Here is a 22057-nt window from a genome sequence, read left to right as displayed (position 1 = left end):
GGAGGTTCCCGCATGCCGGCACGGCTCACCCGGTTGATCCCCCGCACCACCCGGGCCCGCCGCCGCACCGTCCAGGCCGTGATGCTGGGCGCCGTCCTCGCGCTCGCCCCGGCCACCTGGATGCAGACCGCCGCCGCCGGGAAGCTCCGTACCGTCGCCGACGTGCCCGCCCGGGACGTCGCCGTCGTCTTCGGCGCCGGCCTGTGGAACGGGCGTCCGACCCCGTACCTCGCGCACCGGCTCGACACCGCCGCCGAGCTGTACCGCACGGGCAAGGTCCGGGTCCTCCTCGTCACCGGCGACAACAGCCGGACCGCGTACGACGAGCCGAGCGCCATGCGCGCCTACCTGACCGCGCGCGGGGTGCCGGACGGCCGGATCGTCAGCGACTACGCGGGCTTCGACACCTGGGACTCCTGCGTCCGCGCCCGGAAGGTCTTCGGCGTCGACCGGGCCGTCCTCGTCACCCAGGACTTCCACATCAAGCGGGCCGTCGCCCTGTGCGACCGCGCCGGCGTCGACGCGTACGGCGTCGGGGTCGCCGAACCCCACGACCGGACCTGGTACTACGGCACGACCCGCGAGCTCTTCGCGGCGGGCAAGGCCGCCCTCGACGCCGGCCTGCGCCCCGACCCGCACTTCCTGGGCCCGAAGGAGAAGGGCGTCACGGAGGCGCTGGCGTCGGCCCGGAAGTAGACCGGGCCTCACCTCGCGGCCCGCCGCGCGCAGAGGGCCTCGCACCCCGCCCGTAATACTCCGCGCCGCCCCGCGTAACACGTCCGACCCATGCTGGCCGCATGTCCGACGTCGCCACCGTCCCCACCCACTGCCCCTACTGCGCCCTGCAGTGCGGCATGTCGCTCCGCCCCACCGGCGCCCCGGAGCTGCCCGCCGAGGTGGTCGAGCGGACCGACTTCCCCGTCAACCGGGGCGCGCTGTGCGGCAAGGGCCGTACCGCCCCCTCCGTGCTCTCCTCCCGGGTCCGGCTCGTCGGGCCCCTCGTCCGACGCCCTGACACGGGGGCCCTGGAGCCCGCGTCCTGGGAGGAGGCGCTCGCCGCCGTCGCCGACGGGCTGCGCCGGACCCGCGCCGACCACGGTCCCGATGCCGTGGGGGTCTTCGGCGGCGGCGGTCTCACCAACGAGAAGGCGTACACGCTCGGCAAGTTCGCCCGGCTCGTCCTCGGCACCTCGCAGATCGACTACAACGGCCGCTTCTGCATGTCCTCCGCCGCGGCCGCCCACCAGCGGGCCTTCGGCCTCGACCGGGGACTCCCCTTCCCGCTGGAGGACATCCCGAGGACCGGCTGCGTGATCCTCGTCGGCTCCAACCTCGCCGAGACCATGCCGCCCGCCCTGCGCTACCTCACGGAGCTGAGGGAGAACGGCGGGAAGCTGATCGTCGTCGACCCGCGCCGCACCCGCACCGCCGAGCAGGCCGATCTGCACCTCGCGCCGCGCCCCGGCACCGACCTCGCGCTCGCCCTCGGCCTGCTGCACCTGGTGGTGGCCGAGGGGCGGGTGGACGAGGAGTTCGTCGCCACCCGCACCGACGGCTGGGCGGACGCCCGCGCCGGGGCCATGTCCCACTGGCCCGAGCAGGTCGAGCGGATCACCGGCGTGTCCGTGCCCCGGCTGCGGGAGGCCGTCGCGCTGTTCTGCGACGCCGACAGCTCCATGGTGCTGACCGCGCGCGGGCCCGAGCAGCAGTCCAAGGGCACCGACACCGTCGGCGCCTGGATCAACCTGTGCCTCGCCACCGGCAGGGCGGGCCGGCCGCTGAGCGGCTACGGCTGCCTCACCGGCCAGGGCAACGGCCAGGGCGGCCGCGAGCACGGCCAGAAGGCCGACCAGCTGCCCGGCTACCGCAAGCTCGACGACCCGGCCGCCCGGGAACACGTCGCCGGGGTGTGGGGCGTGGCGCCGGATTCCCTGCCGGGGCCGGGCCGCAGCGCGTACGAACTCCTCGACGCCCTCGGCCAGGACGTCAGGGCCCTGCTCCTCATGGGCTCCAACCCGGTGGTCTCCGCCCCGCACGCCGCGCACGTCGAGGGGCGGCTGCGGTCGCTCGACTTCCTCGCCGTCGCCGACGTCGTGCTCTCCGAGACCGCCGCGCTCGCCGACGTCGTCCTGCCCGTGACCCAGTGGGCGGAGGAGACCGGGACCATGACCAACCTGGAGGGCAGGGTGCTGCTGCGCCGCCGCGCCCTCACCCCGCCGCCGGGCGTGCGCAGCGACCTGGAGGTGCTGCACGCGCTGGCCGGACTGCTCGGCTGGGAGAAGGGCTTCCCGGCCGACCCGGAGGAGGTCTTCGAGGAGCTGCGCCGCGCCTCGGCGGGCGGACCCGCCGACTACGCGGGCATCAGCTACCGCCGCATCGAGGAGGAGAAGGGCGTGTTCTGGCCGTGCCCGGACGAGGAGCACGCGGGCACCCCGCGCCTCTTCCTCGACCGGTTCGCGACGGCGGACGGGCGGGCCCGGTTCGTGCCGGTGGTGCACCGGGCGGCGGCCGAGGAGACGGACGCCGACTATCCGGTCGTCCTGACCACCGGCCGGGTCGTGTCCCAGTACCAGTCGGGGGCGCAGACCCGGCGGGTCGACGAGCTGAACGCGGCGGCGCCCGGCCCGTTCGTGGAGCTCCACCCCCGGCTCGCCGAGCGGCTCGGGGTCGCCGAGGGCGAGGACCTCGCGGTGGTGTCGCGGCGCGGGCGGGCCGTCGCCCCGGCGCGGATCACGGCGTCGATCCGTCCGGACACCGTCTTCATGCCCTTCCACTGGTACGGGGAGGGGCGGGCGAACACGCTGGTGAACCCGGCGCTCGACCCGGTCTCGCGGATGCCCGAGTTCAAGGTGTGCGCGGTACGCCTGGAGCCGCTCCCTAGGGGCGCATGAACCAGTCGCCGCTCTCGATGACCGGGCCGAGGGGCGCGTCCGGGGCCGCCAGGAACACCCAGGCGGACACCCGCGCCCCGTCCCGTACCCGTACGACGTCCATCGCCACCCGCTCGTAGCCGACGGGCAGCTCCAGGCGGTCGAGCAGTCCGAACAGGTCGCTGTAGTCGCCGGGCGAGGGCGTGAGGAGCGTGCCGACCACCTTGCCGTCGGCCGCCGGGACGACGTACGGATAGCCGGGCCCGTCGTACAGGACCGCCCCGTGCAGCACGGCGTCCGCCTCGGTGCCGATCCGGCCTGCGAGGAACCGGTCGTGGTTGTACGCGCCGGGGCGCAGCGTCCCGTACACGAAGAACGGCCGCTCGTCGCCCACCGGGGCCTCGACCTCGGCGGCCCCCGCGGTCTCCTCCTCGACCCAGCGGGCGTACCCCTCGCCGACGCGGGCCGCCCGGGTGGCGACGATCTCGGGCGTCTCGTAGTCGTGGGCGGCGAGGAGGTGCGCCTCCAGGGCCTGGTAGCGGGCCTCGGTGGTCTTGAACTCCACCTGCCACTCCTCGGCGGTCTCGATCGCCCCGTGCCAGTGGTAGACGGAGGTGACGGGCCCCTTGATCTGCGCGCAGGCGGCGAGCCGGGCCTCGACGGCGCCGCGCGCCAGGGCGTCTGCCTTGGCGCGCGCGTCGGTGGTGGTGCGGACGGTGACGATCACGTCTCCACCGTACGGGCGAACTGCGCCGCGTGCAGCCGGGCGTAGGCTCCGCCGGCGGCGAGCAGCTCCTCGTGGCCGCCCTGCTCGGCGATGGAGCCGTTCTCCATCACCAGGATCGTGTCGGCGTCCCGGATCGTGGAGAGCCGGTGGGCGACGACGAAGCTGGTGCGGCCGGCGCGCAGGGAGGTCATGGCCTGCTGGACGAGGAGTTCGGTGCGGGTGTCGACGGAGCTGGTGGCCTCGTCGAGGACGAGGATCACCGGGTCGGAGAGGAAGGCGCGGGCGAGGGTGACCAGCTGCTTCTCGCCGGCGCTGAGGCCGCCGCCGTCCTCGTCGAGGACGGTGTCGTAGCCGGCGGGCAGGGTGCGGACGAAGCGGTCGGCGCGGGCGGCCTTCGCGGCGGCGACGATCCGCTCGCGGGAGACCTCTCCGGGCACTCCGTAGGCGATGTTGTCGGCGATGGTGCCGCCGAAGAGCCAGGTGTCCTGGAGGACCATGCCGGTGGCGGAGCGCAGCTCCTCGCGGGTCATCGCGGCGGTGTCGACGCCGTCGAGGGTGATCCGGCCGCCCGTCACCTCGTGGAACCGCATCAGCAGGTTGACGAGGGTCGTCTTGCCGGCGCCGGTGGGGCCGACGATGGCGACGGTCCGTCCCGGCTCCACGGTGAGCGACAGGTCCTCGATGAGCGGCCTGCCGTCCTCGTAGCGGAAGGCGACCTGCTCGAAGGAGACCCGGCCGCGCAGCTCGGCGGGCCTGCGGGGCTCCGCCGGCTCCGGGGACTCCTCCTCGGCGTCGAGGAGGTCGAAGACCCGCTCCGCGGAGGCCACTCCGGACTGGAGGAGGTTGGCCATGGCGGCGACCTGGGTGATGGGGCCGTTGAAGTCGTACGAGTACTGGATGAAGGCCTGCACGTCGCCGACGGTCAGGGTGCCGCTCGCCACCCGCAGGCCGCCGGCGACGGCGACGAACACGTAGTTCAGGTTGCCGACGAAGGTCAGGGCGGGCTGGATGAAGCCGGAGACGAACTGGGCGCGGAAACTCGCCCGGTAGAGCTCCTCGCCGAGCTCGTCGAAGCGGCGCACGGCCTCGGCGCGGCGGCCGAAGGCGACGACCTCGGTGTGACCGGTGATCATCTCCTCGACGTGGCTGCCGAGCCGTCCGGTGACGGCCCACTGCTTCACGAACTGCGGCTGGGCGCGCTTGCCGACGAAGGCGGCGACCGCGACCGAGACGGGCACGGTGGCGAGGGCGACGAGGGCGAGCAGCGGGGAGATCCAGAACATCATCAGGAGGACCCCGGCCAGGGTGAGCAGGGCGCGCGTCATCTGGCTGAAGGCCTGCTGGAGGGTCTGGGTGATGTTGTCGATGTCGTTGGTGGTGCGGGAGAGGACCTCGCCGCGCGGCTGCCCGTCGAGGTAGGTGAGGGGCAGCCTGGCGAGTTTGCGCTGGGCCTGTGCGCGGAGCCGGTGCCCGGCCCGCTGGACGACGGTGGTGGCGATCCGCAGCTGGACCCAGGTGAGGGCGGAGGAGCCGGTGACGACGACCACGGACAGGGCGAGGATCCGGCCGACGGCGGCGAAGTCGACGCCGGCGGGGCCGGTGGCTCCGGTGATCACGAGGTCGGTGGCGCGGCCGAGGAGGAGGGGGCCGAGGACGGAGAGGGAGACGGCGGCGGCGCCCGCGGCGAGGACCGCGAGCAGCCGGGCCCGGTCGGGGGCGAGGGTGCGCAGCAGGCGGAGGCCGGAGGAGCGGAAGGAGAGGGAGCGTTCGAGGGAGGGGGTGGCGAGGCCGGGGCCGCGCTGCGGCGGGGGGCCGGTGCGGGCGGGGGCCTTCGCGGGGCTCGGGGCGCGGGTCGCGGTCGCCGTGCTCATGCGGCTTCCTCCTCGGTGAGCTGGGAGAGGACGATCTCCCGGTAGGTGGGGTTGTCCCGCATGAGGGACGTGTGGGTGCCGGTGCCGACGGTGCGGCCGCGGTCGAGGACGACGATCCGGTCGGCGTGCCGGATGGTGGAGACGCGCTGGGCGACGATGACGACGGTCGCGTCGGCGGTCTCCGCGCGCAGGGCGGTGCGGAGCCGGGCGTCGGTGCGGGGGTCGAGGGCGGAGAAGGAGTCGTCGAAGAGGTAGAGGCGGGGGCGGGCGACGAGCACGCGGGCGATGGCGAGGCGCTGGCGCTGGCCGCCGGAGAAGTTGGTGCCGCCCTGGGAGACGGGCGCGTCGAGGCCGTCGTCGAGCTCGCGTACGAAGTCGGCGGCCTGGGCGACCTCCAGGGCGTGCCAGAGCTCCTCGTCGGTGGCGTCGGGCCTGCCGTACCGGAGGTTGGTGGCGACCGTCCCGGAGAAGAGGTACGGCTTCTGGGGGACGAGTCCGACGGTCCTCGCCGTCAGGGCGGGGTCGAGCGCGCGGACGTCGACGCCGTCGACGAGGACCTCGCCGTCGGTGGCGTCGAAGAGCCGGGGGACGAGGCCGAGGAGGGTCGACTTGCCGCTGCCGGTGGAGCCGATGACGGCGGTGGTCTCGCCGGGGCGGGCGACGAGTCCGACGTCGTGGAGGACGGACTCCTCGGCGCCCGGGTAGCGGAAGCCGACGCCGGCGAGGTCGAGGCGGCCGGGGCCGGGGAGGGTCCGGACGGGCTGGGCGGGCGGGGTGACGGAGGAGCGGGTGTCGAGGACTTCGCGGACGCGTTCGGCGCCGGCTTCGGCGCGCGGCATGTGCATGAGGAGGAAGAGGACCATCATCACGGACATGGAGGTCTGGAGGAGGTAGCCGAGGAAGGCGACGAGGCCGCCGGGCTGCAGGGCTCCGGCGTCGATGCGGTGGGCGCCGACGTACACGAGGGCGACGGTCGTCAGCTGCCAGACGATCAGGACCGTGGGGAACATGAGGGCCTGGAGCCTGCCGGCCTTGAGGCCGACGGTGAGGAGTTCGTCGTTGGCTCCGGCGAACCGTGCCCGCTCGTGCCGGTCGCGGACGAAGGCGCGGACGACCCGGACGCCGGTGATCTGCTCGCGCAGCACGCGGTTGGCGCGGTCGACGCGCTCCTGCATGCCGCGGAAGAGGGGCCGCATGCGCAGGACGACGGTGCCGACCGCGCCGGTCATCACGGGCACGAAGAGGAGCAGGACCAGCGCGAGCGGCACGTCCTGGCGCAGGGCCATGACGAGCCCGCCGGCGCAGAGCAGCGGGGCGGCGGCCAGCATGGTGAGGACGAGGACGGTGAACGTCTGGATCTGCTGGACGTCGTTGGTGGTCCGGGTGATGAGGGACGCGGCGCCGAAGCGTCCGCGTTCCCGGGCGGAGAAGTCCTGGACCCGGCGGAACACCTCGGAGCGCAGGTCGCGGGCGACGCCCATGGCGGCCTTGGCGCCGGTGTAGGTGGCGGCGGCGGCCGCGGCGGCCTGGAGGAGGGTGACGGCGATCATGGCGGCGCCGCCGCTGAGGACGCGGCCGGTGTCCCCGCGCAGGACGCCCTCGTCGATGACGCCGGCGTTGAGGGTGGGCAGGGCGAGGGAGGCGAGGGTCTGGACGAGCTGGAGGGCGACGAGGAGGACGAGGAGGGGGCGGTAGGGCCGGAGGCGGGGTGCGAGCAGTCGGAACAGCATGCGGATGATCGTGATACCTCAAGCTTGCTTGAGGTCAAGAGGCGCATCCTCGAAGCTCCGTCAGGCTCAAGTGCCGTCCGGGCGCCGTACGGTGAGGGCATGACGACACCTCTCCCGCACACCGAGATCGACGGAACGCCCGCGACCGATCCGGGGCTCCTCGCCGCCCTCCTGACCGGGTACGGCCACTTCACGGCGATGCAGGTACGGGACGGGCGCACGAAGGGCCTCGCCCTGCACCTCGACCGCCTCGACCGCTCGACCCGCGAGCTCTTCGGCACGGAGCTGGACGGCAAGCGGGTCCGCGAGCTCGTCGCCGGGGCCCTCGCGAACGCCGGGCGGCGGGACGCCTCGGTCCGGGTGTACGTCTACCCGGGCGTCCGCACCGTCGTGACCGTCGCCGACCCGGCCCCGGACGGCCCGGGCGCCCCGCAGCGCCTGACCACCGTCGACTACTGGCGGCCCGCGCCGCACATCAAGCACCTGGGCGGCTTCGGCCAGCGCTACCACGGCGAGGCGGCCCGGCGGGCGGGCTACGACGAGGCCCTGCTGACCTCCCCGTACGGTGAGATCGCCGAGGGCGCCGTCACCAACATCGCCTTCTGGGACGGCACTTCGGTGACCTGGCCGTCGGCACCCTGCCTCGCGGGCATCACCATGGCCCTCCTGGAACCGCGCCTGAACTCGACCCGCCGCCCGGTCACCCTGGCCGACCTCCCCGGCTTCCGCGCCGCCTTCGTGACCAACTCCCGGACGATCGCCCCCGTGACGGCGATCGACGAGGTGACGTTCCCGGTGGACGAGGACCTGATGGGGCGGGTGTTCGCGGCGTACGGGGCGGTGGAGGGGGACGAGATCCGGCCGTAGTGGACCCCGGGCTCAGCGCTGCCCGTCGGGGAGTTCCTCCAGGTAATGGGCGAGCGACGGGAGCGCGACCCAGAGCTGGTCGAAGTGGGCGGCGAAGTAGCCCATGAACCTGGGGTGCTCGACGCTGAAGCCGTTGAGCCGCTGCCGGGACCCGCCGGAGAAGGCCAGGAAGGCCACGCTGTCGTCGATCAATGCCATGTTGAGGCCGTCGGCGGCAGCGGTCCACCGCAGCACGGCGGCCTCGTAGTTGAGGATGCCCTCGGCCTCCTCGTGATGTCGCCGGACCCAGGCCAGCACGTCCTTGTCCGGGACCCCTTCCCGCTCGGGCAGCCCGATGATCCGGCGCACGGCGCGCTCGTCCTCGCTGTCGGCGGCGGCCCAGTCCAGGACCGACCTGAAGTACTCGCGGGAGGCGTTCGTGCTCGTCTGGTCCGGCGGGTAGCGGCGGGTGTACGTGACCCGGATCTCCGAACGGGCGCTCCTCACCCGCTCGGCCGCGGCCTCGTAGAACTCGCGGTTGTCCTTGTACCAGTGGATCCCGGGCAGCGCCTCCCCGCCCGCGAGCACGGACGGGTCGAACGGGAGGGGCGGCGGGGCGGCCGGCCCGGCATCGCCCGCCCGGCCGGCCTCCTCGATCTCGCGCCGGGCGCCGAGCCAGCGGTCCCGCCAGTCGGCCGGGTTCCCACCGAGGGCCTCGACGAGCGCGCACATGTGCTCCCACGAGGGGAAGCGCCGGCCGCTCAGGATCAGCGACACGTTGCTGCGGGCACACCCCATCGACCGCCCGAGCGCGTCCAGCGTCGGCTTGGTGAGGTTCTGTCGGCGCAGTTCACGCAGCTCGGCGGCGAAGCGGGCCTGCGGGCCGTGCGGGGGCGGCGAGGAGGACGTGTTGGTCATGAGCGGTGCCCTTCGCGTCGCAGGACGTTCCCGAGTCGTCTCCGATGGTCCGTCATTTTCCTTCAGCTTCACAGAAGTTGACAGACCTCGGAGGGCGTCACCCCGCGTCCGTACAGGTCTACGCGTGTCTTCCAGCCATTGTCCGGCCTTCCGGGCGGTTCCACACTCGGCACATCGAGCCGGCCCGCGACGGGCGGCCGGGCGGAGAGGAGGACGTCGCATGTGACCTGACCGACCGCACCCGCAGAAGAAACGGCCGAGGCCGCCCCTTCGCATCCGGCAGGAGCAGGGGCGGCCTTCCGACCAAGCACAAGGGAGAATCCCGTGTTCGTCGATCTCAGAGTAGACCTTCCGGTCAAGAGCGCCGCGTTCCTCGCCTCGCTCGTCCTCGGCATCATCCTGGTGCTCTCTCCCGCGACGAGCGCGGGAACCCCGGAGGAGGCGTGGCTGCTCCTCGGCACCCTCGCCGCCCTCGGGTCCGGCACCCGGGGCGGCGCCGGAAGGGCGGGGCGATGACGGCCGGTGACGAGCGGATGCTCGACTGCCCCAGGTGCGCCGTGGCGACGCCGCACCGGACGTACACCTCGCCCGCCGTGGGCTGCGCCGGGGAGCGTCTCGTCCTGGTCCTGCACGAATGCCGGCGATGTCGGCACGCGGCGGTGGGGTCCACCGGCCGGCCGACCGGCTGCATGCCGCCGGACTCCGGCTGCGGGGCGGACCGCGGCTGACGCGCCGGCGAGGGGCCGGGGCACCGTCGGGTGCCCCGGCCCCTCGCGTGATCACCCGTTCGGCACGGGCCGCCAGGTGACGACCCGCACACCCTTCTGACCTGCGGAAACGTCCGGAATCCAGGCGACACTCCGTATCGGACGGAGCAATCCTGATGCCTCATCAGGAGGCGGGGGGCGCGGCGTGGCTCTTATCTCGGTCTCAGAAGGTCCGGCTCCGGGATGTCCCTCCCGGGAGGACCAGCCTGCATGACCGCTCGCGCGCCCCGGAGGACCCCCATGCGCACCACTGCCCGCCTGTTCACCGGTACCGCGCTGACGGTCGCCGCGATCGGGGCGTTCGCCGCCCCCGCGGCGTACGCCGGCAACGAAGACTGGAACTCGAACAGCGAGAGCTCGTACGCGAACAGCGGCAGTCACGAGTCGCTGGAGATCTTCCCGTCGTCCGCGTCCCCGGGCGAGACCGTCACCGTGAACACGCTCGCCTGCGGCAAGCACGGGCACGGCGTCGGGGACGCGAACTCGCTCGGCGCGGGCGAGTTCCAGCTGAACCCGAGCACGCACAAGGAGGTCGTGGTCGGACGGTTCGAGGTGCCGGAGCACGTCAAGGCCGGCTCCTACGGGATCAGCGTGGCCTGCGACAACGGCAAGACCGCCCGCGGTGAGCTGATGGTCAAGCACCGCGGGCCGAGCGGCCACGTCCAGACCGGTGTCGGGGGCAGCGTCGGCCCCGACACCGCCCAGATCACGGCGGGCGCGGCGGTGCTGGCCGCGGCTGCCGTCGGCGGTGTCTGGCTCCTGCGGCGCCGGGCGAGCGGCGCGCGGAGCCACTGAGAACACCGCCTGTCCTGCCCCCGCCGCGTGCCCGTACACGGCCCGGCGGGGGCAGGGCCACATCCCAGGGCCACACGCACGAAGCGATCGAGGGAACCCAGGTGAGCAACAGGACCAAGGGCTGGGGCATAGCCGCGGCCGCCTGCGTCGGACTCTGGCTCGTCCACAACGGCTCGGCGGACGTCACCCCGCCCGTGCCGTCGGCCGCGCAGGCCTTCGCCGCCGGGCCGAGCGTGCACACCGACGCCGCCGCCGACCCGCTGCCGCCCTCGGCGCCGGTCCGGCTGCGGATCCCCGAGACCGACGTGGACGCCCCCGTGATGCGGCTCGGCCTCGCGGAGAACGGCGCGCTCGACGTGCCGCCGGCCTCGGACCGGAACATGGCCGGCTGGTACGGGGACGGCACGACGCCCGGCGCCAAGGGCACCGCGATCGTGGCCGGCCACGTCGACAACGCCGACGGGCCCGCCGTCTTCTACACGCTCGGCGCGCTCAAGAAGGGCCACCGGATCGAGGTGGACCGGGAGGACGGGCGGACCGCCGTCTTCACGGTCGACGCGATCGAGGTGTACGACAACAAGAACTTCCCGGACCGGAAGGTGTACGACGAGGCCGACCGGGCCGAGATCCGGGTGATCACCTGCGGCGGCGGCTTCTCGAAGAAGAACGGCTACCAGGGGAACGTGGTCGCCTTCGGCCACCTGATCGGCGTGAGGCCCGTGGCGAAGTCCGCGGCGGGTTAGGGCCCTACGACCACTGGTCGAAGGCCAGCTTCGCGACCAGCGAGAGCACCACGACGAGCAGCACCCCGCGGACGAACTCGGCGCCCTTGCTCAGCGCCATCCGGGCCCCGATCGTCCCGCCGACGAGGTTGAACACGGCCATGACGGCCGCGAGCTGCCAGTACACACTGCCCTGGTACGCGAACATCGCGAGCGCGCCCGCGTTGGTGCAGACGTTCACGATCTTCGCGGTGGCGGAGGCGGTCACCAGGTCCAGGTGGAGCACCGCGGTCAGCGCGAGGACCAGGAAGGTGCCGGTGCCCGGCCCGAACAGGCCGTCGTAGAAGCCGATCCCGCCGCCGACGACCACGATCGCGGTCACGATCCGCGCCCGGGTCAGCGGCGCCCGGTCCTCCCCCTCGGGCCGCACGCCGAAGGAGGGCCGCAGCATCACGAAGGCCGCGACGGCGAGCAGCACCACCATGATCACCGGGCGCAGGACCTCGCTGCTGATCCCGGCCGCGAAGAAGGCGCCGGCCATGGAGCCGAGGAGCGCGGCGAGCCCGACCCGTACCGCCGTCCACACCGGCACGGGCGCCTTGCGGAGGTAGGTGACGGCGGCTCCGGTGGTGCCCACGATCGAGACGGCCTTGTTGGTGCCGAGGATGTGCGCGGCGGGGACGTGCGGGAGACCGAGCAGCAGGGCGGGCAGCTGGAGCAGCCCGCCACCGCCCACCACGGCGTCGATCCAGCCGGCCACGAGCGCGGCGAGACAGAGCAGGACAAGGGTGGTCAGCGAGATGTCGGGCATGGCCGTGAGCCTAGGGACGGGATCGTTGCCCCGTCCATCAATCTCCTGATCGTTGAGCTGCTTCTGAGCTTGCGGCGCCCGGGTCGCGGTCGGGGGCGGGCGGGGCCGCCGGGGTGACGACGGCGGTGAGGAGGGTCGCGGCGAGCGCCCCCGTGCCGAGCAGGGCGGCGGCGAGCCGCCGCCGGGCGAGCGCCACGGAGGGGCGGGGCGCGCCGTGTCTGGGCGTGGAGGGGCCGGGCGCGCCGTGTCTAGGCATGGTCGAAGTCCTCGCTGTGGATACGGGAGGCCGGCACCCCGGCCCTGAGCAGGGAGGCGGTCGCGGCGCGGGCCATCGCGGGCGGCCCGCACAGGTACACGTCATGACCGGCGAGCCCCGGCACGAGGTGGCGCAGGGCGCGCGGCGCGAGGGGGTCGAAGGCGCTGTCCGAGGGGCCGAGCAGGAAGTGCAGGGCGGCCCGCCGCTCGCGGGCGATGGACTCCAGCTCGGCGCGCAGGACGAGACCGGTCGCGTCCGAGGCCCGGTAGAGGAGGGTCACGTCGCCGGGCCCGCCGGGCAGGGTCTCGAAGAGGGCGCGCAGCGGGGTGATGCCGACCCCGCCGGCGAGCAGCAGGACCTTGCGGCGGGTGCGGCGGTGCGCGGTGAGCGCGCCGAAGGGGCCGGAGGCGAGGACGCGGGTGCCGGGGCGGAGGCGGCGGATGCGGCGGGTGTGGTCGCCGAGGGCCTTCACGGTGATCCGCAGGGTGTCGTCGCGGACGGGCGCGGAGAGGGAGAACGGGAGGGCGGTCGACCAGAGCCCGGGGTGGAGGAAGCGCCAGCGGAAGAACTGGCCGGGCTCGGCGCCGAGGAGCGCCACTCCCCTGCCCCGGACGAGGACGGAGACGACCCCGGGGCCCTCCTCGCGGACCTCGGCGACCCGCAGCTCGTGGCGGAGCGCGGCACGGACGGGGACGACGATCCGGTACCAGACGAGGAGGACGGCGACGGTGCCGTGCGCCATCGCCCAGAGCCAGCGGGTGAGGAGACCGCCGGCGAGGTCGGGGCCGGCGAGCTGGTGGACGAAGCCGAGCGCGGCGGCCAGGAGGGCACCGAGGTGGACCGCCCGCCAGGTCTCGTGCCGGACCCGGCGGCGGACGGCCCGGGCCGAGGTGACGCCGACGGCGACGAACAGGACGGTGCCGGCGGTGGCGGCGGCGATCGCCCCGTACGCGAGGAGGTCCCCGGTGGCGGTGACGAGGTCGGTACGGGTGTACGCGGCGTAACCGCAGAGGGCGAGGACGGCGTGGGCGCCGATCAGGCCGAGGACGTACCGCCCGCCGAGGGCGTGCCAGCGGGCCAGCCGGTCCGCGCCGACGCCGTGCTCGACGGCCGGGACGCGGGCCATGAGCAGCAGCAGGACGAGAACGCCGTACCCGGCGAGGAGGCCGGTGAGATGGGCGCCGGTCGCGCAGAACGCGTCGAGCCGGGCGGACGGGCGGGCCTGGACGCCCCACAGGAAGGTGACCGCGCCGGCACCCGCGACGATCGCGTCCCGCAGCCGGTCGGGGGCGAGCCGCGGGGCGGCGGGGAGCGGGTGATGGCGGGCCTCGGTGGTCACGACCGGCACCCTAGGGCGCCCCGTATGCGGGAACGCCCCGCTCCGGCCCGTACCCGGGATCCTTAAGCCGGGCTTGAGCCGAGACTGACCGCGCGTTAATCCCGGCGGGGTGAAGGGGGGTTCAGACCCTGGGACTCACGCGGGTCCCGCACCGGGCTCACACGGGTCCGCCCCGCGTCTCGCGCGGGTCCCGGCCGGGCCTCAAGGGACCGGCCCCGGGGCTCACGCGGCACCCGACCCCGGCCTCACAGCGCCCCGCGCCCGGTCTCGTGCGGCCACACACCGGGCCTCACACGGCTCCCGACCGGCCTCACAGCGCGCCCCGCCCCCGGCGGAGATCAGCGTTCCGTGCGGGAAACAGTCGGGATCCCGACGGGTAACACCGGCCCCGCACCCTTCCGGTATGAGTACACGGATCGTGGTGGTCGGGGGCGGAACGGCGGGCGCCCGGCTCGCCCAGCGCCTGCCCGTCACCCTCCTCGGCGAGGAGCCGCACGCCCCGTACAACAGGGTGCTGCTCGCCGACGTCCTCGCCGGACGGTACGCCCCCGAGGTGATCGCCCTGCCCGGGACCCGCGAGCCGGTACGGCTCGGGGCGCGGGCGGTGCGCATCGACCGGGCGGCACGGACGGTCACGTGCGCGGACGGCACGCTCGTCGCGTACGACCGGCTCGTCCTCGCCACCGGCTCCAACCCGGTCCTCCCACCGCTGCGCGGACTGCGCGGCGCGGCGCTCCCGGCCGGGGTCCACCCCTTCCGCACCCTCGACGACTGCCTGTCGCTCGACGCGCTCGTACGGCCCGGGGTACGGGCCGTCGTCATCGGCGGCGGACTCCTCGGCGTCTCCGCCGCGCGGGCCCTCGCCGAACGCGGCGCGGACGTCGTCCTCACCCAGCAGGGCGAACGCCTGATGGAACGCCAGCTCGACGAGCACGCCTCGGCGCTGCTCCGGGAGCACGTCGAGGCCCTCGGGGTCGAGGTGCACACCGAGTGCCGGGTCAGCGGCCTGCGGCAGCGGGACGGCGCCGTCACGGCGGTCGAACTCGCCGACGGCTTCGTCCTCGACGCCCAGGTCGTCGTCCTCGCGTGCGGGGTCCGCCCCCGGGTCGCCCTGGCCCGCGAGGCGGGCCTGGACGTCGCGACGGGCATCGTCGTCGACGACTCCCTCCGCACCTCGGACCCGTACATCCACGCGATCGGCGACTGCGCGGAGCATGCGGGGCGGGTGTACGGCCTGGCGGGCCCGGCACTGGAACAGGCGGACGTCCTGGCGGACGCGCTTCTCGCCGAGGCGGCCGCCGACGTCCGCTACACCGGCACCCGCGCCCTCACCCGCCTCACCCTCCGCGGCTCCAGGCCCCTGGACCTCGCCGCGTTCGGTGAGGTCACCGCCCGCCCCGGTGACGACGTCGTGCAGCTCGCCGACGCGACCCGGAGCGCGTACCGGAAGGTCGTCGTCCGCGGGGACCGGCTCGTCGGGGGCGTTCTCCTCGGCGACCTGGCCGCGGTCGGCGCGCTCGCAAGGGCCTGGGAGGGCGACGAGGCCCTGCCCGACGAGGCCCCCCTGCTCCACCTGCTCACCCACGACGGAGGCTCCTCATGACCACTCCCACCATCGTCCTGGTCGGCCACGGAATGGTCGGCCAGCGGTTCCTGGAGGCGCTCGCCGACCGTGGCGTCACCGAGCGGGCCAGGATCGTGGTCCTCTGCGAGGAGCCGCGCCCGGCCTACGACCGCGTGCAGCTGACCTCGTACTTCTCGGGGAAGACCCCGGACGACCTGTCGATGGTCGAGGCCGGGTTCATGGAGAAGCACGGCATCGAGCTGTACGTCGGCGACCCGGCCGAGACGATCGACCGGGAGGCACGGACCGTCACCGCCCGCTCCGGGCGGGTCTTCGCGTACGACACGCTCGTCCTCGCCACCGGCTCGTACCCCTTCGTGCCTCCCGTCCCCGGCAGGGACGCCGAGGGCTGTTTCGTCTACCGGACGATCGAGGACCTCCTCGCGATCGAGGAGTACGCGAAGACGGCGAAGACCGGTGCGGTCGTCGGCGGCGGTCTGCTCGGTCTGGAGGCGGCGGGCGCCCTGAAGGGCCTGGGACTCGACACGCACGTCGTGGAGTTCGCGCCGCGTCTGATGCCGGTGCAGGTCGACGAGGGCGGCGGCGCGGCCCTGCTCCGCACGATCGAGAAGATGGGTCTGACCGTCCACACGGGCACGGGCACGCAGGAGGTCGTGACGGCGGACGGCGCCGTGACGGCCATGAAGCTGTCGGACGGTTCCGAACTGGCCACGGACATGGTCGTCTTCTCGGCGGGCGTACGGCCCCGGGACCAGCTGGCCCGCGACTGCGGCCTGGACGTCGGCGAGCGCGGCGGCATCGCCGTGGACGAACTGTGCCGGACCTCCGACCCCGCGGTCTTCGCGATCGGCGAGTGCGCGCTGGCCTCGGACGGCCGGGTGTACGGCCTGGTCGCGCCGGGCTACGAGATGGCGCAGACGGCGGCGGCCGCGATCGCCGACGAGGAGGCCGGGGACGGCTTCACGGGCGCCGACATGTCGACCAAGCTGAAGCTGCTCGGTGTGGACGTGGCCTCGTTCGGCGACGCGCACGGGACGGCCGGGGACTGTCTCGACGTCGTGTACTCCGACTCGCGTTCGGGCGTCTACAAGAAGCTGGTGGTCTCCGCCGACGGCGTGCTGCTCGGCGGTGTCCTGGTCGGCGACGCCGAGCAGTACGGACTGCTCCGCCCGCTCACCGGCACCGTGCCACCGGTCTCGCCCGAGCAGCTGGTGCTCCCGGCGGGCGCGGGTGCCCCGGTCGCGCTCGGCCCGTCCGCGCTGCCGGACGACGCCGTCATCTGCTCCTGCCACAACGTGACCAAGCACGAGATCGGCCAGTGCACGAGCCTGCCCGAGGTGAAGAAGTGCACCAAGGCCGGTACGGGCTGCGGCAGTTGCGTGAAGGTGATCGAGAAGCTGCTGCCGGCCGCCACGGACAAGGGGCTCTGCGGCTGCTTCTCGTACACCCGGAGCGAGCTGTACGAGATCGCCCGCACCCTCCGCCTCACCTCCTTCGCCGCGCTGCTCGACTCGCACGGCCGGGAGGAGGCGCGGGGCGGCGAGGGCTGCGAGGTCTGCAAGCCGACCGTCGGCTCCATCCTGGCCTCCCTCGCCCCGGCACTCGGCATTGGCGGCTACATCCTCGACGGCGAGCAGGCCTCCCTCCAGGACACCAACGACCACTTCCTCGCCAACATGCAGCGCAACGGCTCCTATTCGGTGGTGCCGCGCATCCCCGGCGGCGAGATCACCCCGGACAAGCTGATCGTGATCGGCGAGGTGGCCCGCGACTTCGGGCTCTACACGAAGATCACCGGAGGTCAGCGGATCGACCTCTTCGGCGCCCGGGTGGACCAACTCCCCTCGATCTGGACCAGGTTGGTCGACGCGGGTTTCGAGTCGGGGCACGCGTACGGCAAGGCGCTGCGCACGGTGAAGTCCTGCGTCGGGCAGACCTGGTGCCGCTACGGCGTCCAGGACTCCGTGAAGACGGCGATCCGGCTGGAGCTGCGCTACCGCGGCCTGCGCGCCCCGCACAAGCTGAAGTCGGCGGTCTCGGGCTGCGCCCGCGAGTGCGCGGAGGCGCAGTCGAAGGACTTCGGGATCATCGCGACGGCCAACGGCTGGAACCTGTACGTCGGCGGGAACGGCGGTGCGACCCCGCGCCACGCGGACCTGCTCGCCCAGGACCTCTCGGACGCCGAACTGATCCGCCTCATCGACCGGTTCCTGATGTTCTACATCCGGACGGCGGACCGTCTTGAGCGGACGTCGACCTGGCTGGAGCGCCTGGAGGGTGGGCTCGACCACCTCAGGGACGTGGTGGTGCACGACTCGCTCGGGCTCTGCGAGGAGCTGGAGGCGCTGATGGCCGCGCACGTCGCCGACTACCGCGACGAGTGGGCCGAGACGCTGGACGACCCGGAGCGGCTGCGGCGCTTCGTCTCCTTCGTGAACGCGCCGGGGGCGCCGGACCCGTCGGTCCGGTTCGTGCCGGAGCGCGACCAGATCAAGCCGGACCTCACGATTCTCACGATCGGAACGCTGGAAGGGGCCACCTCCCGATGACGACCACACTCGAACTCTCCCTCTCCCCCGACTCCTGGATGGCCGTCTGCGAGGAGGCCCGGCTGACCCCGGGCCGGGGCGTGGCGGCGCTCCTTCCGGACGGCCGGCAGGCGGCGCTCTTCCGGGACCGGTCGGGGCGGACGTACGCGATCGACAACCGCGATCCGTTCACGGGTGCGCAGGTGCTGTCCCGGGGGCTCGTCGGCTCGGCGGGCGGGCGGGCGTTCGTGGCCTCGCCGCTCCTGAAGCAGCGCTTCGACCTGGAGACGGGCCGGTGCCTGGACGACGACGAGGTGACGGTGGCGGTGTATCCGGTCCGCCTGAAGTAACTTGACCGGTCGTTCCAGACAGTCGTACGGTCATCTCGTGGCCAGGACCAAGGAATTCGACCCCGAGGCCGCGCTCCAGGCAGCGCTCGAACTGTTCTGGGCGCGCGGCTACGAGGCGACGACGATGTCGGACCTCGTGGAGCGCCTCGGCATCGGCCGCGCCAGCATCTACGCGACCTTCGGCAACAAGCACGAGCTGTACCTGAAGGCGATGGACCGCTACCTGGAGACCCGCGACCCGCAGATCGTCGAGGAGCTGTCCGCGCCGGGCCCGGCCCTGCCCGCCGTGCGGGCCCTGGTCCGCCGCTTCGCCGCCGAGGCGGCGGTGGATGGGGAGCGCCTGAACGGCTGTTTCGTCACCAACTCGGCGGCGGAGCTGGGACCGCACGACGCGATGGTCGCCCGGCGGGTGGAGCTCAGCTGGGAGCAGATCGAGACGCTCCTGCACGGGGCGCTCGCCCGGGCGCGGGCCGGGGGCGAGCTCCCGGCCGACCGGGACCCGCGGGCCCTGGCCCGGATGCTGCTCGTCCTGCTCCAGGGGATCCGGGTGGTCGGCAAGGTGTCGGGCGAGCCGGGCCTGGTCAGGGACGCGGCGGAGCAGGCCCTGGCATTGCTGGACTGAGGAGACCGAGGAACGGGCGCCCACGGGGGGCGCCCTTTCTTCGGACCTCATATTGGAACGTACGGTCAAGTTCACTCTTCACTCTCCTGTACCGGAAAGGCCCACCATGTCCGCACGCTTCACCGACCGCGCCGTCCTCGTCACCGGCGCCGGTTCCGGTCTCGGCCGGGCCATCGCGCTCGCCTTCGCCGCCGAGGGCGCGAAGGTCGTCGTCGCCGGCCGTACGACGGAGTCCCTCGACGGGACGGTCGCCCTGATCGAGGCCGCCGGGGGCACCGCCGCCGCGGTCGCCGCCGACGTGTCCAGCGCCGAGTCCACCAGGGAGCTGGTCCGGCGCACGGTCGAGCTGTACGGCGGCCTGGACGTCGCCGTGAACAACGCGGGGGTCTTCCGGGGCGGCGGCCACAGCGCCGCCGACTTCCCCCTGGAGGACTGGCAGGCGCTGCTCGACATCAACGTCACGGGGGTGCTGCACGCCCTCCAGGCCGAGGTCGCCCACATGCGGGCGAACGGTGGCGGGGCCATCGTGAACATCGCGTCCAACCTGGGCCCGCACGTCCGGATCCCCGGGGTCTTCGGCTACCAGGTCTCCAAGGCGGCCGTCTCGGCGCTCACCAGGGCCGCGGCCCTGGACCACATCGGCGACGGGGTCCGGATCAACGCGGTCAGCCCCGGAGCAGCGGAGTCCACGATGTCGCTGCGGCCCGGCGAGACGGAGGCCGAGCGGGAGGTCCGGATGAAGGCGGAGTCGCCGCTCGGCCGCATCTCGTCCGCGGCCGAGGTGGCGGCGGCGGTGCTGTACCTCGCGTCGGACGACGCGGGCTCCGCCGTCGGCGCGGACCTGGTGATCGACGGCGGCGTCTCGGCCTGACCCGGCCTTGGAGGCTCAGCCCTGGACGGCCGCCGGGTCCATCCAGAAGACCTCCCAGTGGTGGCCGTCCAGGTCGGCGAAGGAACGGCCGTACATGAAGTCCATCTCCAGCGGGTCCTTCGCCGGGCTGCCGCCGGCGGCGAGGGCGCGGTCGGCCAGCTGGTCGACCTTCTCGCGGCTCTCGGCGCTCAGGGTGACGAGGACCTCGGTGCTCTTGGTCGCGTCGGAGACCTCCTTGCCGGGGGCCATGAAGGACTTGAACTTGGGCTCTTCGAGGAGCATCGCGAAGATCGTGTCGCTGATGACCACACAGGCGGTGGTCTCGTCGCTGAACTGCGGGTTCGAGGAGAAGCCGAGCTTCTCGAAGAAGGCCTTGCTGGCGTCGACGTCCTTGACGGGCAGGTTCACGAAGATCATCTGCGGGGCCATGGCGCTCTCTCTTCCGTCGTGCGGCGCTGTCGAGGGGTGGACGTGCCGGCCCCTCGGAACTCATCGCTGTCCCGAAGAGTCTTTTCGCTCAGGCGACCGAGCGCAGTTCGAGAGCCGCCAGCGGGACGAACCCGCCTCCCGTGCCCTCGGTGGCCGCCCCGGGTCCGGCGAGCCGGCGCAGCATGGCGAGGGCGATCCGCTCGCCCTGTGCCTTGGCCCGCTCGGCCCGGGGCCCGGCGTGGAGCCCGTCGACGCTCGCGTGCCAGAGCTGCACCCAGCGGCCGAAGTGGGCGGCGGTGAGCGGCCGGGCGCCGTGCAGGGCGGCGTGCGGGGCGAAGGGGTCGCGCCCGTAGTCGGCCGTACGGAGGAGGGCGCGCTCCCAGAAGTCCGCGATGTGCGGCAGGTGGACCTCCAGGTCGGTCCCGGCGATCTCGGTGAAGAAGGGCCCGATCAGCGGGTCGGCGAAGGCGGCGCCGTAGAAGCGGCGCAGCAGCACGTCGAGGTCGTGGCGGTCGCCGATGTCCGGGGTGGCACGCATGCCCCCAGTCTGCCGACCGCCGCCCGCTCCCCCAAGTGCCGAAGGTCCCCGCCCTCAGACGAACCGGCCGTCGCCGGAGACCCGGACCGAGTCGTGCTCGGAGCCGTTGCAGACCTGCTGCTCGTTCCCGGTGCGCGCGTGGCCGAGCTCGGGTCCCCGGCACGGGTGCCGGTACTCCCACAGGGTCGTGCCGTCCACGCCGACGGCCCGTACGGAACCGCTCTGCTGTGCGTGCACGACATGGCGGGAACCTGGCGCCCGGCACCGACAGCGACGCCTCCCCTACGACGCGACCGGCCCCCTACGCGCGTAGCTCGTCGTGTAGCACCGCAGGTCCACCGGCTGCCCGGCGCCGCCCAGCAGGGCGGCGCCCAGGGGCGTCAGCGTGTGCAGGACCGCGTTGCCGTGGCGGAGGGTCGCGATGAGTCCGGCCTCGCGGAGCACGCCCGCGTGCTGGCTGGCCGAGGCGAGCGACACCCCGGCCCTGCGGGCCAGCTCGCTGGTCGTGCCGCCGTCCCCGATGGCGTGCAGGACGGCCGAGCGGGTCTGGCCGACGAGCTTCGCCAGCGAGGAGCCGCCCGGCGCGCGGACGGTCGGCGCCTCGCCGTGCGTGACGGGGTAGACGAGGACCGGCGGCAGCGCGGGGTCGCGCAGCACGACCGGGGTGCCCCGGCAGAAGAACGAGGGCTGGAGCAGCAGCCCCCGCCCGTCGAGGTGGACGTCCCGGTCGACCGGGTAGTCCGCCTCCAGGACAGGCGCGCGCCAGCGCAGCATGGGCGGCAGCGAGGCGAGCAGTTCCTCGGCGCCGCCGTCCAGGAGGGCCCGGCCGCGGCGGGCCCGGTCGGCCTCGACGCGGGCCCTGATGTGCGGCCAGTACGGTTCGACGGCGGCGCGGTGGTAGCTGCGCAGGGCCCCGACGAGCCGGTCGAAGGGCTCGGCGCCGCCGTCGGCGAGGGCGCGCAGCGAGTGGGGCACGGTCCGGCCGCCGGAACGGTCGGCGGCGAGCAGCGAGAGTTCGCCGAGCAGCCGGTCCGGATCGGTGGCGCGGATCGCCTGGAGGCCTTCGTCGAGGCCGTGGACGCCTTCGGCGGGCGTCAGGAAGTCGGGGAAATAACCGCGGCTGGGAACGAGCGCGGCGAGGAGCCGGGTCTCACCGCCGAGCCGGACCCTCGCGTCCGAGCGCCATTCCCCGTAGACGACGGAGCCGCGCCGGTCTCTTAAACGGTGAAAGCTCAGAATCGTTTCCCACAGAACATCCGGCCGGGCGGCCGTCCGCACCCCCGCCAAATCGTTCCCGGTGAAATGAATCCGCAGCATGAACGTCCCCACCTGTGCACTCGCAACCACCCCCGACGACGAGTATGCACAGCATCACTGCACGTTACCAGGGTGTTTCAGCCACAGTTGAAAGGCATCGCGGCAATCAGGGGGGAACCGAAAAGCTGTACGGGTCGGGCAGGAAACCTTCAGGACCGAGGTGAC

The 22057-nt window shown here is 73.6% G+C and carries 23 protein-coding genes; 12 read left to right on the top strand and 11 right to left on the bottom strand.

Annotation, left to right across the window (positions count from 1 at the left end; translation table 11 throughout):
* The first annotated feature begins 12 nt into the window (after positions 1-12).
* Both ACFYX3_RS13430 and ACFYX3_RS13425 read left to right on the top strand, forming a co-directional pair.
* Positions 13-696: a vancomycin high temperature exclusion protein gene (locus ACFYX3_RS13430; protein ID WP_376593716.1), complete on the top strand. Its 684-nt coding sequence runs from the start codon at positions 13-15 to the stop codon at positions 694-696.
* 101 nt (positions 697-797) lie between these two features.
* The gene (locus ACFYX3_RS13425) at positions 798-2891 is read left to right on the top strand and encodes a molybdopterin oxidoreductase family protein (RefSeq protein WP_389012123.1); all 2094 of its coding nucleotides are present in this window, start codon (positions 798-800) and stop codon (positions 2889-2891) included.
* On the opposite strand, the gene cutA is transcribed toward ACFYX3_RS13425, so the two are convergent.
* The 3 genes from cutA to ACFYX3_RS13410 are packed head-to-tail and all read right to left on the bottom strand — an operon-like array spanning position 2878 to position 7198.
* Positions 2878-3597 (bottom strand): divalent cation tolerance protein CutA, encoded by a 720-nt coding sequence (cutA, locus tag ACFYX3_RS13420; protein WP_389012120.1) that lies wholly within the window; start codon positions 3595-3597, stop codon positions 2878-2880. The two genes, ACFYX3_RS13425 and cutA, sit on opposite strands and share 14 nt — an antisense overlap.
* Positions 3594-5468 carry an ABC transporter ATP-binding protein gene (locus ACFYX3_RS13415; protein ID WP_389012117.1) on the bottom strand — a complete coding sequence of 625 codons (1875 nt, stop codon included), beginning with the start codon at positions 5466-5468 and terminating at the stop codon, positions 3594-3596. The genes cutA and ACFYX3_RS13415 overlap by 4 nt, the downstream gene beginning before the upstream one ends.
* On the bottom strand, positions 5465-7198 hold the full coding sequence (locus ACFYX3_RS13410) for an ABC transporter ATP-binding protein (RefSeq protein WP_389012114.1): 1734 nt from the start codon (positions 7196-7198) through the stop codon (positions 5465-5467). Before ACFYX3_RS13410 ends, ACFYX3_RS13415 begins: the two co-directional genes overlap by 4 nt.
* A gap of 99 nt (positions 7199-7297) precedes the next feature.
* On the opposite strand from ACFYX3_RS13410, the gene ACFYX3_RS13405 reads away from it, so the two are divergent.
* On the top strand, positions 7298-8065 hold the full coding sequence (locus ACFYX3_RS13405) for an aminotransferase class IV (RefSeq protein WP_389012111.1): 768 nt from the start codon (positions 7298-7300) through the stop codon (positions 8063-8065).
* Between the two features lie 12 nt (positions 8066-8077).
* On the opposite strand, the gene ACFYX3_RS13400 is transcribed toward ACFYX3_RS13405, so the two are convergent.
* Positions 8078-8962 (bottom strand): helix-turn-helix domain-containing protein, encoded by an 885-nt coding sequence (locus tag ACFYX3_RS13400; protein ID WP_389012108.1) that lies wholly within the window; start codon positions 8960-8962, stop codon positions 8078-8080.
* 324 nt (positions 8963-9286) lie between these two features.
* On the opposite strand from ACFYX3_RS13400, the gene ACFYX3_RS13395 reads away from it, so the two are divergent.
* The 4 genes from ACFYX3_RS13395 (at position 9287) to ACFYX3_RS13380 (ending at position 11267) form a co-directional block, all read left to right on the top strand.
* Positions 9287-9478 (top strand): hypothetical protein, encoded by a 192-nt coding sequence (locus ACFYX3_RS13395; RefSeq protein ID WP_359515346.1) that lies wholly within the window; start codon positions 9287-9289, stop codon positions 9476-9478.
* The gene (locus ACFYX3_RS13390; protein WP_389012104.1) at positions 9475-9690 is read left to right on the top strand and encodes a hypothetical protein; all 216 of its coding nucleotides are present in this window, start codon (positions 9475-9477) and stop codon (positions 9688-9690) included. The genes ACFYX3_RS13395 and ACFYX3_RS13390 overlap by 4 nt, the downstream gene beginning before the upstream one ends.
* A 279-nt stretch (positions 9691-9969) precedes the next feature.
* Positions 9970-10524, top strand: coding sequence for a hypothetical protein (locus ACFYX3_RS13385; protein ID WP_389012101.1), 555 nt, complete (start codon positions 9970-9972; stop codon positions 10522-10524).
* Positions 10525-10625: 101 nt separating this feature from the next.
* The gene (locus ACFYX3_RS13380) at positions 10626-11267 is read left to right on the top strand and encodes a class F sortase (RefSeq protein ID WP_382661284.1); all 642 of its coding nucleotides are present in this window, start codon (positions 10626-10628) and stop codon (positions 11265-11267) included.
* A 4-nt stretch (positions 11268-11271) separates the two neighbouring features.
* Here the strand turns inward: ACFYX3_RS13380 and ACFYX3_RS13375 are convergent, their stop codons facing one another.
* Genes ACFYX3_RS13375 through ACFYX3_RS13365 form a run of 3 tightly spaced genes read right to left on the bottom strand, consistent with a single transcriptional unit; the run spans position 11272 to position 13652 of the window.
* On the bottom strand, positions 11272-12057 hold the full coding sequence (locus tag ACFYX3_RS13375; RefSeq protein ID WP_389012098.1) for a sulfite exporter TauE/SafE family protein: 786 nt from the start codon (positions 12055-12057) through the stop codon (positions 11272-11274).
* A 37-nt stretch (positions 12058-12094) separates the two neighbouring features.
* Positions 12095-12313 (bottom strand): hypothetical protein, encoded by a 219-nt coding sequence (locus ACFYX3_RS13370; RefSeq protein ID WP_389012095.1) that lies wholly within the window; start codon positions 12311-12313, stop codon positions 12095-12097.
* Positions 12306-13652 (bottom strand): ferric reductase-like transmembrane domain-containing protein, encoded by a 1347-nt coding sequence (locus ACFYX3_RS13365; RefSeq protein WP_389012092.1) that lies wholly within the window; start codon positions 13650-13652, stop codon positions 12306-12308. The genes ACFYX3_RS13370 and ACFYX3_RS13365 overlap by 8 nt, the downstream gene beginning before the upstream one ends.
* Before the next feature lie 403 nt (positions 13653-14055).
* On the opposite strand from ACFYX3_RS13365, the gene ACFYX3_RS13360 reads away from it, so the two are divergent.
* From ACFYX3_RS13360 to ACFYX3_RS13340, 5 genes are all read left to right on the top strand, one after another.
* Entirely contained in the window at positions 14056-15255 is a 1200-nt protein-coding gene (locus ACFYX3_RS13360) for an NAD(P)/FAD-dependent oxidoreductase (RefSeq protein ID WP_385661762.1), read from the top strand.
* The gene (gene nirB / locus ACFYX3_RS13355; protein WP_389012088.1) at positions 15252-17786 is read left to right on the top strand and encodes a nitrite reductase large subunit NirB; all 2535 of its coding nucleotides are present in this window, start codon (positions 15252-15254) and stop codon (positions 17784-17786) included. Before ACFYX3_RS13360 ends, nirB begins: the two co-directional genes overlap by 4 nt.
* Positions 17783-18115 (top strand): nitrite reductase small subunit NirD, encoded by a 333-nt coding sequence (gene nirD / locus ACFYX3_RS13350; protein WP_389012085.1) that lies wholly within the window; start codon positions 17783-17785, stop codon positions 18113-18115. The genes nirB and nirD overlap by 4 nt, the downstream gene beginning before the upstream one ends.
* A 37-nt stretch (positions 18116-18152) precedes the next feature.
* Positions 18153-18737, top strand: coding sequence for a TetR/AcrR family transcriptional regulator (locus tag ACFYX3_RS13345; protein WP_389012082.1), 585 nt, complete (start codon positions 18153-18155; stop codon positions 18735-18737).
* Between the two features lie 106 nt (positions 18738-18843).
* Positions 18844-19608, top strand: a complete 765-nt coding sequence (locus ACFYX3_RS13340) for an SDR family NAD(P)-dependent oxidoreductase (RefSeq protein WP_389012079.1) — start codon at positions 18844-18846, stop codon at positions 19606-19608.
* 15 nt (positions 19609-19623) lie between these two features.
* On the opposite strand, the gene ACFYX3_RS13335 is transcribed toward ACFYX3_RS13340, so the two are convergent.
* From ACFYX3_RS13335 to ACFYX3_RS13320, 4 genes are all read right to left on the bottom strand, one after another.
* Entirely contained in the window at positions 19624-20037 is a 414-nt protein-coding gene (locus tag ACFYX3_RS13335) for a VOC family protein (RefSeq protein WP_359515370.1), read from the bottom strand.
* Between the two features lie 88 nt (positions 20038-20125).
* Positions 20126-20575 (bottom strand): group III truncated hemoglobin, encoded by a 450-nt coding sequence (locus tag ACFYX3_RS13330; protein ID WP_389012075.1) that lies wholly within the window; start codon positions 20573-20575, stop codon positions 20126-20128.
* A gap of 54 nt (positions 20576-20629) precedes the next feature.
* Positions 20630-20812: a hypothetical protein gene (locus tag ACFYX3_RS13325; RefSeq protein WP_389012072.1), complete on the bottom strand. Its 183-nt coding sequence runs from the start codon at positions 20810-20812 to the stop codon at positions 20630-20632.
* 45 nt (positions 20813-20857) lie between these two features.
* Positions 20858-21892 carry a helix-turn-helix domain-containing protein gene (locus ACFYX3_RS13320; RefSeq protein WP_382661292.1) on the bottom strand — a complete coding sequence of 345 codons (1035 nt, stop codon included), beginning with the start codon at positions 21890-21892 and terminating at the stop codon, positions 20858-20860.
* Positions 21893-22057: the final 165 nt, after the last annotated feature.

The organism is Streptomyces sp. NPDC002463, assembly GCF_042889835.1.
Classification (GTDB): Bacteria; Actinomycetota; Actinomycetes; order Streptomycetales; family Streptomycetaceae; genus Streptomyces; species Streptomyces nymphaeiformis.
Note: the sequence above shows the minus strand (reverse complement) of the source record. Positions and strands in the feature narration are given on the sequence as shown.